12 protein-coding genes are annotated in these 12160 nt (G+C 65.5%); 9 read left to right on the plus strand and 3 right to left on the minus strand.

Annotated elements, in window-relative coordinates; genetic code table 11:
• Positions 1-8 precede the first annotated feature (8 nt).
• Entirely contained in the window at positions 9-998 is a 990-nt protein-coding gene (locus ACOQPI_RS05815; protein WP_420618741.1) for a Gfo/Idh/MocA family protein, read from the plus strand.
• Positions 998-1966, plus strand: coding sequence for an aldo/keto reductase (locus ACOQPI_RS05820; protein WP_420618742.1), 969 nt, complete (start codon positions 998-1000; stop codon positions 1964-1966). The genes ACOQPI_RS05815 and ACOQPI_RS05820 overlap by 1 nt, the downstream gene beginning before the upstream one ends.
• A 3-nt stretch (positions 1967-1969) precedes the next feature.
• Here ACOQPI_RS05820 and ACOQPI_RS05825 read toward each other — a convergent pair whose 3' ends face one another.
• On the minus strand, positions 1970-2788 hold the full coding sequence (locus ACOQPI_RS05825; protein WP_420618743.1) for a phytanoyl-CoA dioxygenase family protein: 819 nt from the start codon (positions 2786-2788) through the stop codon (positions 1970-1972).
• Positions 2789-2900: 112 nt separating this feature from the next.
• Here ACOQPI_RS05825 and ACOQPI_RS05830 point away from each other — a divergent pair, with 112 nt between their 5' ends.
• The 3 genes from ACOQPI_RS05830 to ACOQPI_RS05840 are packed head-to-tail and all read left to right on the plus strand — an operon-like array spanning position 2901 to position 6364.
• A complete protein-coding gene (locus tag ACOQPI_RS05830) occupies positions 2901-3881 on the plus strand; it encodes an adenosine kinase (protein WP_420618744.1) in 981 nt (326 codons plus the stop codon).
• A 54-nt stretch (positions 3882-3935) separates the two neighbouring features.
• A complete protein-coding gene (locus ACOQPI_RS05835; protein WP_420618745.1) occupies positions 3936-4745 on the plus strand; it encodes a purine-nucleoside phosphorylase in 810 nt (269 codons plus the stop codon).
• Positions 4742-6364: a phospho-sugar mutase gene (locus tag ACOQPI_RS05840; protein WP_420618746.1), complete on the plus strand. Its 1623-nt coding sequence runs from the start codon at positions 4742-4744 to the stop codon at positions 6362-6364. The genes ACOQPI_RS05835 and ACOQPI_RS05840 overlap by 4 nt, the downstream gene beginning before the upstream one ends.
• On the opposite strand, the gene ACOQPI_RS05845 is transcribed toward ACOQPI_RS05840, so the two are convergent.
• Positions 6359-7303 (minus strand): aldo/keto reductase, encoded by a 945-nt coding sequence (locus ACOQPI_RS05845; RefSeq protein WP_420618747.1) that lies wholly within the window; start codon positions 7301-7303, stop codon positions 6359-6361. The two genes, ACOQPI_RS05840 and ACOQPI_RS05845, sit on opposite strands and share 6 nt — an antisense overlap.
• Complete coding sequence (locus ACOQPI_RS05850) at positions 7303-8307, minus strand: hypothetical protein (protein ID WP_420618748.1); 1005 nt, start codon at positions 8305-8307, stop codon at positions 7303-7305. Before ACOQPI_RS05850 ends, ACOQPI_RS05845 begins: the two co-directional genes overlap by 1 nt.
• A 134-nt stretch (positions 8308-8441) precedes the next feature.
• On the opposite strand from ACOQPI_RS05850, the gene ACOQPI_RS05855 reads away from it, so the two are divergent.
• The 4 genes from ACOQPI_RS05855 (at position 8442) to ACOQPI_RS05870 (ending at position 12149) form a co-directional block, all read left to right on the plus strand.
• Positions 8442-8816, plus strand: a complete 375-nt coding sequence (locus ACOQPI_RS05855; RefSeq protein ID WP_420618749.1) for a hypothetical protein — start codon at positions 8442-8444, stop codon at positions 8814-8816.
• Between the two features lie 81 nt (positions 8817-8897).
• The gene (locus tag ACOQPI_RS05860; RefSeq protein ID WP_420618750.1) at positions 8898-10118 is read left to right on the plus strand and encodes an amidohydrolase family protein; all 1221 of its coding nucleotides are present in this window, start codon (positions 8898-8900) and stop codon (positions 10116-10118) included.
• Positions 10119-10165: 47 nt separating this feature from the next.
• Complete coding sequence (locus ACOQPI_RS05865; RefSeq protein WP_420618751.1) at positions 10166-11575, plus strand: amidohydrolase family protein; 1410 nt, start codon at positions 10166-10168, stop codon at positions 11573-11575.
• Positions 11565-12149 carry a superoxide dismutase gene (locus ACOQPI_RS05870; RefSeq protein WP_420618752.1) on the plus strand — a complete coding sequence of 195 codons (585 nt, stop codon included), beginning with the start codon at positions 11565-11567 and terminating at the stop codon, positions 12147-12149. The genes ACOQPI_RS05865 and ACOQPI_RS05870 overlap by 11 nt, the downstream gene beginning before the upstream one ends.
• Positions 12150-12160 lie beyond the last annotated feature (11 nt).

Genomic DNA, 12160 nt, shown 5'->3' on the forward strand with positions numbered 1-12160 from the left:
TGGGGGATATGGATTTTCGTTTCGGGATGGTTGGCCACGGCCACATCACCGGTCAGTTTCTGGGGGCGATGGAGGTTGTGGAGGGGGCACACGTTGCGGCGGTGGCAGGGAGGGACGCGGGCCGGGCCGGCGCGTTTGCCCAGCAGAACGGCATCGCGGCGAGCTACGGGTCAGTGGACGACATGCTCCAGGCCGAGGAGCTCGACGCGGTGTATGTCTGCACGCCCCACCCGTCCCATGCCGAGGCGGCCATTGCCTGCATTGATGCCGGGGTGGCGGTGCTGGTGGAAAAACCCATCGCCCCCAACCTGGAGGGGGCGACCCGCATAGTCGATGTCGCCCAGGCTTCCGGCGTCTTCGCCATGGAGGCAATGTGGACCCGGTTCCTGCCCATCTATGAGGTGGTGCGAGGCTGGATCGACGACGGGCGCATCGGCGACGTCCGGCAGATAACGGCCTCGTTCGGTTTCGCTGCTCCGGTGATGCCTGAGCACCGGCTGTTCAATCCCGACCTGGCCGGAGGAAGCCTGCTCGACGTTGGGGTCTACCCGCTGCACTTGGCCCGGTGGCTGTACGGCGCACCACCGGTGGACTATGGGGTGGTGGCCCGGGTGGGCGAGACCAATGTGGATGAGATCGTCTCCATTTCAGCGTCGTATCCGGGGAGAGGGCTGGCCCAGCTCAGCAGTTCCGTGGTGGCCAACCTCGAGTCCAGCGCCGTGATCGCCGGCACCGACGGGTCGATTGAGATACCGGTCTTTTGGGCCGCCGATCGGGCCATCCTGCGGGCCGGGGGCCAGGAGGCGACCGAGGCCATGCCCCATCCGGCCAACGGGTTCGAATACGAGATCCGAGAGGTGGTGGACTGCGTTCGGGCCGGACGCACCGAGAGCGAGCGCATGCCGCTGTCGCTGACGTTGGAGATGGCCGGCTTGTGCGATGAGATCCGAGCCCGCATCGGGGTTGTGTACCCCTTCGAAACCGAAATGGGGCAGTAGTGGAGTACGTGGAGTTTCCCGGAGTCGCCACCCCGGTGAGCCGGGTGGTTCAAGGGGCCATCGGCCTGTTCGCCCAAGACGACCCGGCCCGCTTCGCCATGCTCGATGCCGCGGTGGCGGCGGGGATCAATACGTTCGACACCGCGGTCAACTACGCCTTCGGCGGCGAAGGGGTGGACGCCATCCTCGGGCGGTGGGTACGCCACCGGGGTGGGCGAGAGGACATAGTCTTCTTCGCCAAGGGGTGCCACCCCGAACATCCCCACTGGACCCCCCGGGTGACCCCTGAGGCCATAGCCGAAGACATGGCACTGTCGCGGCGTCAGATCGGCGTCGATCAACTCGACCTTTGGATGTTTCACCGCGACGATCCCGCCATGGACATCGGCATTCTGGTAGAGGCGGTGAACGCCGCCATCGACCGGGGCCACATTGGCGCATGGGGCGTGTCGAATTGGACCACGGCCCGGGTCGAGGCGGCCGTGGAGTACGTCGATGCCCACGACTTGAGAGGACCGGTGGCCAACAGCGCCCACTGGAGCCTCGTCGATCAGCTTGATGAGCCGTGGGACGACGTGGTCACGCTAACCGGCGCCCACCGAGCGGCCGACCGGGCCTGGCATCAAGAGCGGGGAGTGAGGGTTGTCGCCTGGTCGCCGCTGGCCGGGGGTTTCCTGAGCGAGCGGATTGGCCGAGATGAGCTCGAGTCGGCCACCGAGGGGCATCTGGCCGACACCGCCCGGTGCTATCTCAACGAGGTCAACTGGGCGCGGCGGGAGCGGGCCACCGAGGTGGGTCGCCGGCACGGATTGAGCCTGAGCCAAGTGGCGCTGGCCTGGGCGCTGCACGCCGACTTCGAGCCGCTGGTGATAGTGGGCAATGCATCGGTGGAGGAAGTGGAGCAGAGCACCGCGGCGGAGCGGGCAGAGCTGTCCCCCGAAGAGGTCGATTACATCTTCTCGGGCTAGACCTCAGCGGGTCTGGCCCTCCACGCCCACTTGGTCGAGCACTTCGCCGCTGTCGTTGTGGCTGTGGGTGAACCCGAGTTGGCGCTCGATGGCCACCGTGTCCTCGGATCGATAGGCGAGCACATAGGCCCGGCGGAAACCGGCGGTGGAGTTGCCGCCGGAGCCGTGCATCACCCTCTCGTTGTGCACGGTCACGTCGCCCCGGCTGATGGGCACGGGAACCGGCTCGTCGCCTTCCTGCAATTCGGTGCCCAAGGCGTGGGACTCGCCCCGGTCGCCGTACTGGGGGGTGTGGGGCCGCAGCGCCGGTTCCCGATTGGTGGCCGGCACGAAGCGCATGCAGCCGTTCTCGACGGTGGAATCGTCGATGGCCAGCCAGAACGTGGCCGTGCGGGTGTCGGGGGTATCGGGCCAATAGGCCATGTCCTGGTGCCAGGCGAACACCGCATCGAGCTTGAAGGGCTGCTTGGCCAAGATCTGGTCATAGTCGATGGCCATCCCGTCGCCACATAGCTGGCGGGCGGCTGAGGCGGTTCGGCGCTCGTAGATGTTGCCCTGCCACGCCGGGTAGTAGCGCCGGGGCAGCATCACGTTGATGATCGAGAAGTCCTCCGGGTGCCGGCCGTAGTCGCCGGCCATGTCGCAGTAGTCCTTGCCCGGCACCTCGATCTCCCGGCGCAAGAACCGGTCGTAGACAGCCTCGAGCTCGCCCACCTCGTCGTCGGTCAGCACCCCCCGCAGATGCACATAGCCGTTCTCTGAGAAGTACGCCTTCTCCTCATCGGAAACCCGGTACTCGTCCCCGTCAATCCGGTCGCTCATTGGCTTGGCCTCACCGATTCCACCTTAGATTCACGGGTAGATGTCATGGCGAGACGGGTTGAATTGCCAGTCTTGGTTCTGTCGCCGGAGCGGTCGGTAGCCTCGGGCTGCTATGGGTGAGGCGTTGGACGTGGTGGGGATTGGCAACGCCATTGTCGATGTGATCAGCACTGAGGATCACGAATTCATCGAGGCTCATGGCTTGGTGAAGGGGGCGATGACGCTGATCGACGCCGAGCGGGCCGAGGAGCTCTACGGAGCCATGGCACCGGCCATCGAGACGTCGGGGGGTTCGGCGGCCAACACGGTGGCCGGGGTGGCCTCGTTCGGCGGACAGGTGGGGTACATCGGAAAGGTGCGCGACGACCAGCTCGGCGAGGTGTTCGCCCACGACATCGGGGCGCTGGGGGTGCGCTTCGAGGTGGCTCGGGCCGCTGATGGGCCGCCCACCGCCCGTTGTCTCATCATCGTGACCCCCGACGCGGCCCGCACCATGAACACCTACCTGGGGGCCAGCACCGAACTGCACCCCGACGATATCGATCCAAACCTGGTGGGCGCGGCGCAGGTGCTGTACTGCGAGGGCTACATCTGGGACGTGGCCATCACCAAGGAGGCCATCCGCAAGGCCATCTCCATCTGCTCGGCTGCCGGGGGGACAATCTCGTTCACGCTGTCGGACAGCTTCTGCGTGGAGCGCCACCACCAAGAATGGCTCGACTTGGTGGACGGTCCCATCGACCTTCTGTTCGGCAACGAGCACGAGATCTGCACGCTGTATGAGACCGGCGACGACTTCGAGGCTGCGGTGGCAGCGGTGCAGGGAAGGTGCCAAGTGGCCGCGCTGACCCGGAGCGAGCGGGGATCGGTGCTGGTCACCCCCACCGAGATCATCGAGGTGCCGGCCGCGCCCACGGCTGAAGTGGTGGACACCACCGGAGCCGGCGACCTGTACGCCTCCGGTTTCCTCTACGGCTGGACTCGGGGTATGAACTTGGCTCAGTGCGGAAGGCTGGGCTCTTTGGCCGCCACCGAGACCATCAGCCAGTTCGGCGCCCGCCCCTCCAGCTCGCTGGCCCATTTGGCCCAGTAGCTCCCCACCGAACGCGGTGCGGGATGTGTCATCAATGCCTTCTACCATCGGGGTATGAACCCATTCGAACGGGCCGAGCAGGCCGGAGCCGAGCTGGTCGAGCGGTTGGGCGGCCGTTTTGACGCTGCCGTGGTGCTGGGTTCGGGCTGGGCGGAGGTCGCCGAAGGGTTGGGCGCAGCGGATGCGGTGGTCGCGGCCGAGACCATCGCCGGATTCCACCCCCCGTCGGTGCCCGGCCATGGCGGAACCCTCCGATCGGTGACCGTTGACGGCCGGCGGGTGCTGGTGATGGCCGGACGAGTCCATCTCTACGAGGGCCATCCTCCGGCCGATGTGGTCCACGGTGTGCGGGCCGCGGTGGCGGCGGGGTGTTCCACGGTGGTGCTCACCAACGCCGCGGGTTGCATGAACCCCACCTTCGGAGTGGGCCAGCCGGTGCTGATCAGCGACCACATCAACCTCACGGGCCAGTCCCCGCTGTTCGGCCCGGCCCCGCCCGAGGGCTACGCCATCCGGTTCACCGACCTGACCGACCTGTACTCGTCCCGCATCCGCGAGGCCGTGTGTCGCATCGACCCCACGGTAGGCGAGGGGGTATACGCCGGGTTGGTGGGGCCGCACTTCGAGACCCCGGCGGAGATCACCATGCTGGCCCGCATGGGTGCCGACTTGGTGGGCATGTCCACCGTGCTGGAGGCCATTGCCGTTCGTCATCTCGGAGCCGAGGTGGCCGGGGTATCGCTGGTCACCAACGCGGCCGCCGGTATGGGGGAGGCACTGGATCACCAAGAGGTGCTAGACGCCGGCCAGGCCGCCCAGAGCCGGGTCGCCGAAGTGCTGAGCACTGTCATCAAAGTGCTGTGAGTCCCCAGGCCCCGACGCCCGAGGACTGGCTGGCTGCCGACCCCGATCCGGTCACCCGAGCCGAACTGCGGCAGCTGATCGACGCGGGCGACCAAGCCGGGATCGACAACCGCTTCGGCGACCGTCTCCGGTTCGGCACTGCTGGCATCCGAGGCCCGATGGGCGCCGGCCCCAATCGCATGAACCGAGTGGTGGTCCGCCAGACCGCAGCGGCATTGGCCACCCACGTAGGTCAGGGGGCCAAGGTGGTGATCGGCTTCGACGCCCGCCAAAACTCCGATGTGTTCGCGCAAGACGTGGCCTCAGTGCTTGCGGCGGCCGGTTGCCGTCCCATGATGCTCCCCCCGAAATCGCCCACCCCGGTTTTGGCCTTCTCCGTCACCCACCTTGAGGCCGACGCCGGCGTGATGGTCACCGCCAGCCACAACCCGGCCGGCGACAACGGCATCAAGGTGTATTTGGGCGATGGTGCCCAGATCATTCCGCCCCATGACCAGGCCATTGAAGCAGCCATCGCATCTCAACCGCTGCCTACTCGGGAGTTGGCGTCGGCGTCACCTGAGAGAGTCGACGTCAGCGCCGAATACACCTCTGCGATCTTGGCCAACGTGGCTATCCGCGGACCGTTCCATCCGCTGGCCTACACCCCGCTCCAAGGCGTCGGCCTGCCTCTGCTCAGTCAAGCCCTAGAACAAATCAACAATGGGCGCCCCTACGTGGTGGAGGACGAGGCCGAGCCCGACCCGCTGTTCCGCAACGTGGTCTCGCCCAACCCCGAGAACCACGACACATTGGCCAGGGTGATCCGCCGAGCTGAACAGATCGACACGCCGTTGGCGTTGGCCTCCGACCCCGACGCCGACCGGCTGGCCGCCGCGGTATGGGCCTACGACAACGAATGGCGCATTCTGACCGGCGACGAGATTGGTGCCCTCCTGTGCGACTGGATGCTGGAGACCACCCCTGGCGGCACCGAGAGAGTGGTGGCCAACAGCATTGTTTCCGGCCGGCTGGTAGGCCGTATCGCCGAAGCCCGGGGGGCCACCCACGTGGAGACGCTGACCGGATTCAAGTGGATCGCCCGAGCGGCCGACAATCTTGTGCCTCGGAGTGATGGCCTGCCTTGGAGGCTGGTGTTCGGCTACGAAGAGGCGCTGGGCTTCGCCTGTAACGGCGCCGTGAGAGACAAAGACGGCATCAGCGCGGCAGTGCAATTCGTCGCTTTGTGCCGAGCCCTGGTGATGGAAGACGGTCGAACCCCCATCGAACGGCTGGCTGAGTTGATGGACGAGTTCGGCCTCCACCGCACTTATCAGGTCAGCGTGAATCTGGGTAGCCGCACCGGATCAGAGATCATGGACGCAATCCGAACGGCCCGGCCCGTCCGGCTTGGCGAGACCGAGGTGGTCCGGACCACCGACTATCGAGACGGAGTGGAGGGGCTGCCCAATGCCGACGTGCTCCGATTCGACTTGGCCGACGATAGCCGGGTGTCGCTACGTCCCAGCGGCACAGAACCCCAGATCAAGGGCTACATCGAAGTGGTCGGCGATATCCAGTTCCCCGACCCCCTCCTGACTTTGAGCGAAGCGGTTCGAGAGTTGATTCTCGGACTATGAAGCCAACGCTGCTATCTCGGACCGCTGAGCAGGGCTCATGGTCCAGCTTGCTGCGGCCACGTTGGAGGCCACTTGGGAGGGCTTGGTGGCGCCGCAGATCACGGTGGCCACTGCCGGATTGGAGGTCAGCCAGCCGATGGCCAGTTCCAAGATGCTGTGGCCCTGGTCGGTGGCATAGCTGGTGAGCCGGTCGACCGCGGCCAGGTTGTCCTCGCTCAAAAACATGTCCCGCATCTCGCCCTTCCACATCGACAGGCGGGCACCCTCAGGAGGCGTCATCCCCGAGTACTTGCCAGTGAGCAATCCAGACTCCAGGGGGAAGTAGGGAACCACCGTCATGCCAGTGCGCTCACAGGCATCGATCACTCCCTCATCCTCCACATTGCGGGTCAGCACCGAATAGTGGTTTTGAACGCTGGCATAGTTCCCCGCTTCAATCTCCACCGCGGCCCCGGCGGCCTCGTCGATTTGTTCAGCGCTGAAGTTGGAGCATCCGGTCTCCAGCACCTTCCCCTCGTCGACCAGCTCCTGAAGTGCTCCCAGCGTCTCGGCCTGAGGGGTCTCGGCGTCGGGCATGTGGAGCTGGTAGTGGTCGATGCGGTCGGTGTTGAGCCGGGTGAGGCTGGCTTCCACTGCTTGGCGAATCCAGGCTGGGTCGCCGCCCTTCTGCCCCTCGGGCAGGGCACCGGGGTGTCCAAACTTGGTGGCGACGATCACTTGGTCGCGCCGGCTGCCCAACGCCGCACCCAAGAACTCCTCCGACTTGCCCCGGCCGTACAAGTCGGCGGTGTCGAAGTAGTTGATCCCGGCGTCAATCGCCGCATCCACCACGGTCTGGCTGGCATCGGCGTCAATGGTCATGCCGAAGTTGTTGCACCCCAGCCCGATTACCGAAACCGACAAGTTCCCAATGCTGCGCATCTCCATGCGCTCGGACACTACAACGGGAAGCGGTGGGCGGCCTGCTCGTAGATGTCGGGGGCGAGCTCGCTTTGGGGTTGGCCAGAGCGGACAGCGGCCACCTCGTCGACCGCCACCGTGGCGCTCCTCAAGCAGCAGGCGATGCCCACGGTGGGGTAGTCGCCCGTCGCGATCACCACATGGCCATAGCGGTCGGCAACCCCGAAGGACTCAGCCAAGCCCGGTTCGAACAGCGCCGGTGGCCGAGGGCTGTCGACCCACAAAAGACCGATCTCCACAGCATCGAGTCGGTAGGCCGAAGGAGTGCCCACCGAGGCCAGATGAGCTCGGATGGCATCGGTCTCGCTCTGCGGACCCTCGATGCTCACCATCCGGCCTCCTTCGAATGTCAGCACCACCGGCGATCGGGCGTACCACCCCATCGGGAGCCATATATCGCCCGGAGACATCACCACTGTGCCCTTGGCAGTTCCCGGCGCCGGAGCCGTCCCGATCATCCCCCGAGGCCACTCGGCACCCTTGCCCGGGGTCGTCGCCATACCGTCATGCATCCACCGGCGTGCGTCCTTGAGGCCCACTTGCAAGTTTGTGCCGCGGTCGTCGCCAACGTGCAGCTGCTGTCCGGCTTCAAGAAGCTCCAAGCCCCGTTTCACCCGGCGGCTCAAGCCGACGTGGGGCACCACTCCTCGCAACTCGCCAGTGTTGTGGGCCACCACCGACAACACCCGGGAGTTTGGGGGGACGTGAGCGTCCACCGCGTCTGAGTGAGAATTGAGGAGGCTGACGACGATATCGGGCGGGGTCAGATCTGCATCCATTCCGCCCATTGGTTGGTCGTCGGTCAAGACGGTCCTTGGGAAAGCTCCGATTTTGTCGAGGGCATGGACAACGGCATTCAGAAGGGCCGGATCGGTGTCTCCATCGGCCAGCACTATTGCGGGGCGGCCCGGGGCAGCCCGGCATAGCTCCAATTGGCGGGCCACAACCTCCACCGCACGCCGATCAACAGCACCCGACTCCATTCCTTCACCTATCTCCGGATTCCATCGGCTCGCCCATTACCTGATTCCATTCCCAACCTATCTACTGCGGCTCCACAAGATGGTGCAACCGGGGTATCCGTTATTTGTGACTTCTGTGGGGGTATTTTTTGAGTATGTCGGTGAAGTTCTGCGCTCGTGTCTCATGCGGCAAACGTGCTTCGGCGATTCTGTTGATCGGTGCCCGGGAGCTGGCGGCCCACCTGGTGGACATCCATGAGGAGCGTGGCATTGGCGGGGTGCCGCTGTGTCGGGCCCATGCTGATGCAGTGGTCGTTCCACTGGGATGGACTCTGGCAGATTCACGCTCCCCTGCCACGGAGCCTGAACTGGTGCTGGTCGACGACGGTGCGTCCAACTCGTCGGGCTCTTCTGGCCCCCTTCGGCTTCCCACTATGGAGGAAGCCGATGAGGAGGACATGGAGGAGGCTGCGGTGGGGGAGGTCCCACCGTTGCTCAGCCGGGCGTTCCGGGCGGCTGGCCTGGACTGAGCCGAGGCTACTGGCGCGAAATCCAGGTTTTGAGGGGCTGGCTTCTAGCGCCGGCCGCTTCAAGGACCGTAGGCTTCGACCATGACCATCGTCGATATCCACGAGAAGCCCAGTGATCTGCTGCTTCCCGACCCCGAGCCCCAGCGCATCCGCTACACGCTCATCTCGGTTGACGACCACCTCGTGGAGCCTCCCTGGCTGTTCGAGGGCCGGGTGCCGGCCCGCTTCGCCGATCGGGCGCCGAAGGTGGTCGAGCGCGATGACGGGGGCCAGCACTGGGAGTTCGACGGTGAGGTCTACGCCCAGCTCGGCCTGAATGCCCTGGTGGGACGGGCTGACCGGAACGACTTCACCATGGAGCCGGCCCGCTTCTCCGATATGCGTCGGGGATCCTGGGACATCAAGGCCCGGATCCACGATATGGACTTGGGCGGCATTTGGGCGTCGATCTGCTTCCCCAGCCAGATCACCGGCTTCTGCGGCCGGGTCTACTCCGACTGCTCCGATCCCGAGTTGGGCTTGGCCGTCACCCGAGCCTTCAACGACTGGATCTACGAGGAGTGGTGGGGCTCCTACCCAGAGCGCATCATCCCCATGGGCATTACCTGGCTCAAGGATGCGGACCTGGCTGCCGCCGAGGTCCGCCGCAACGCGGAGCGGGGCTTTGTGGCGGTTACCTTGCCCGAGATCCCTCACAACCTCGGCTTGCCTTCGATCCACAGCGACTGGTGGGAGCCGGTGTGGCAGGCCTGCGAGGAGACCGACACCGTGATCTGCCTGCATGTGGCGTCGTCGGGCCACATCATGCCCACAGATCCCGGCGGCCCGCCCATTGGGGTGGGAGCCACTATGTTCCAAATGCACGCCTATGCCGCCGCGGCCGACTGGGTGTGGTCGGGCATTCCCGTGCGCTATCCCAACATCAAGATCGCCATGTCGGAGGGGGGCTGCGGCTGGGTGCCCATCATGTACGACCGGCTCAAGCACCAGATTGAGATCTCCGGTCACGGGCGGGGGGTGTGGCCCGGCGGCACCGACATCGGCCCCCACGAAGTGCTGATGCGCAACTTCTACTACTGCACCATCAACGACCCGTCGTCAATTGACGCGGTGATCGCGATGAACCTCGACCACACCATGGTGGAGACCGACTATCCCCATGCCGACTCCACATGGCCCAATTGCCAGGACACCCTGGAGTCGAAGCTGGGGCACTTGAGCGACGACGTGATCCGCAAGCTCACCCACGAGAACGCGGCTCGCCTGTTCCGCCACCCGCTGCCCGACGACCGCCTCCCATAGATCAAGATCGGATGCGGCTCGCTGCTTGACGTGACGCGGAGACAGCCGTGAGCCGATTCGGCCATCCGGTGATCGACGCCGATGGCCATGTGCTGGAGATCACCGCGGCCCAGCAGCCCCACCTCGAGCGGGTGCTGGGTGCCGACTTGTACAGGCGGTACCTCTCTGAGGGTCTCCCCATGCGCAACGCGCAGATGGCCCGCAGCCTCGAGGAGCGCCGTCGGACGCGCTCGCCGCAGGGGGCCTGGTGGGGAACTCACACCGCCAATGTGCTGGACCGGGCCACCGCCATGCTGCCCGCTCTGCTCTACGAGCGGCTGCCTGAAATCGGCATCGACTACTCGGTGCTTTATCCCACCAACACCCTCACCAGCTGCGCGGTGGAAGACGCCGACTACCGCACCGGCCTGTGCCAGGCCTTCAACGAGTTCTACGCCGATGTATACAACCCCTACGCCGACCGCATGGCCATGGCCGGGATCATTCCCGCTCACACTCCCGATGAGGCCATCGCCGAGCTGGAGCACTGTGCCGCGCTGGGCCTGAAAGTGGTGGTGTTCGCCGAGGGGGTAATGCGGTCCATTGACGATCCCGACCACCAGACCCGGTCGGGATGGCTGTGGCCCGGCCAGCACCACTGGTTCGATTGCTACGGCCTGGACTCGGCCTACGACTACGACCCGGTGTGGCGCCGCTGCGTCGAACTCGGCTTTGCCGCCACCTTCCACGGCGGCCTGTCCTTCCGCCCCGGCATCCACACCTTCGTCTCCAGCTACACCGCCAACCACATCGGCCAGTTCCAGGCGCTGATGTACGAGCTGTGCAAGACGCTGTTCTTGGGCGGGGTCACCCGACGCATTCCCGAGCTGCCGTTCGTGTTCTTGGAGTGCGGCGTGTCGTGGGGCACCCAGCTTTTGTGCGACATCATCGAGCATTGGGAGAAGCGCAGCTGGGACGCCATCCAGCGCAACTTCGACCCCGCTCTGCTCGACCTCGACGAGCTGGGCGGATACTTCGAGCGCTACGGCGAGGACTTCAGGGCGACTCTTGGCGACGACCTGGCCTCGTACGCCCACGGGATGCCCATCCACGGGGGCACGCCCGAGGAGCCCGACGAGTGGACCCGGCTCGGGGTGGAATCAGACGAGGAGATCGCCGAGTCGTTCGCGTCGTCGCTCTACTTCGGATGCGAGGCCGACGACCGGGGCGTGCACGTGGCCTTCGGGCCCGCCAACCCTTGCGGCGTGCGGCTCAACGCGGTTTTCTCCTCCGACATCGGCCACTGGGATGTGACCGATGTCGGCTCGATCATGGACGAGGCTTTCGGCTTGGTGCAGCAGGGGCTGATCACCGATGACGACTTCCGGGCCTTTGTCTACGAAAACCCGTTTCGGATGTATACGGCTATCAATCCCGAATTTTTTGCCGATACCGTGTTATCCGGATATGGCGTTTGACCTTCCCCCTCTTCCGTACAGCCAAAGCGCGCTCGAGCCCTTTGTGAGCGCCGAAACCATCAGCTACCACTACGAGCGCCACCACGCCGGGTATGTGGCCAACCTGAACCGACTAGCCGCGGGCACCCAATGGGAGGGTGTCGAGTTGGAAAAGGTGATCTTGGGCGCCGAGGGCGCGATCTTCAACAACGCCGCCCAGATCTGGAACCACACCTTCTACTGGCATTCGATGAGCCCCGACGGCGGCGGTGCTCCTTCGGGGCCGGTGCGGGCGGCCATCGACGAGGCATTCGGCTCCACCGACGAGTTCCGCCGCCAGTTCGCCGACGCCGCCGTGGGGCTGTTCGGCTCGGGCTGGACCTGGCTGGTGGCTGATGACGACGGACTCGCCATCGTGCAGACTGCCAACGCCGATCTGCCCCTGCTGGACGATCGCCGGGCGCTGCTGGTGGTGGACGTGTGGGAGCATGCCTACTACCTCGACTACCAGAACGCCCGGGCCGCCTATGTGGAGGCGTTCTTGGACCACTTGATCAACTGGGAGTTCGCGGCCCAGAACCTCGCTGCCGACTAACCGGAGCGCGC

The organism is Candidatus Poriferisocius sp. (assembly GCF_965219815.1).
Classification (GTDB): domain Bacteria; phylum Actinomycetota; class Acidimicrobiia; order Acidimicrobiales; family Bin134; genus Poriferisocius.

Excerpts from the sequence above, each read along its gene's own strand:
- ACOQPI_RS05870 (WP_420618752.1), top strand. The coding sequence starts at position 11,565 with ATGGCGTTTGACCTTCCCCCTCTTCCGTACAGCCAAAGCGCGCTCGAG.
- ACOQPI_RS05825 (WP_420618743.1), bottom strand. The coding sequence starts at position 2,788 with ATGAGCGACCGGATTGACGGGGACGAGTACCGGGTTTCCGATGAGGAG.
- ACOQPI_RS05860 (WP_420618750.1), top strand. The coding sequence starts at position 8,898 with ATGACCATCGTCGATATCCACGAGAAGCCCAGTGATCTGCTGCTTCCC.
- ACOQPI_RS05855 (WP_420618749.1), top strand. The coding sequence starts at position 8,442 with ATGTCGGTGAAGTTCTGCGCTCGTGTCTCATGCGGCAAACGTGCTTCG.
- ACOQPI_RS05830 (WP_420618744.1), top strand. The coding sequence starts at position 2,901 with ATGGGTGAGGCGTTGGACGTGGTGGGGATTGGCAACGCCATTGTCGAT.
- ACOQPI_RS05835 (WP_420618745.1), top strand. The coding sequence starts at position 3,936 with ATGAACCCATTCGAACGGGCCGAGCAGGCCGGAGCCGAGCTGGTCGAG.
- ACOQPI_RS05850 (WP_420618748.1), bottom strand. The coding sequence starts at position 8,307 with ATGGAGTCGGGTGCTGTTGATCGGCGTGCGGTGGAGGTTGTGGCCCGC.
- ACOQPI_RS05815 (WP_420618741.1), top strand. The coding sequence starts at position 9 with ATGGATTTTCGTTTCGGGATGGTTGGCCACGGCCACATCACCGGTCAG.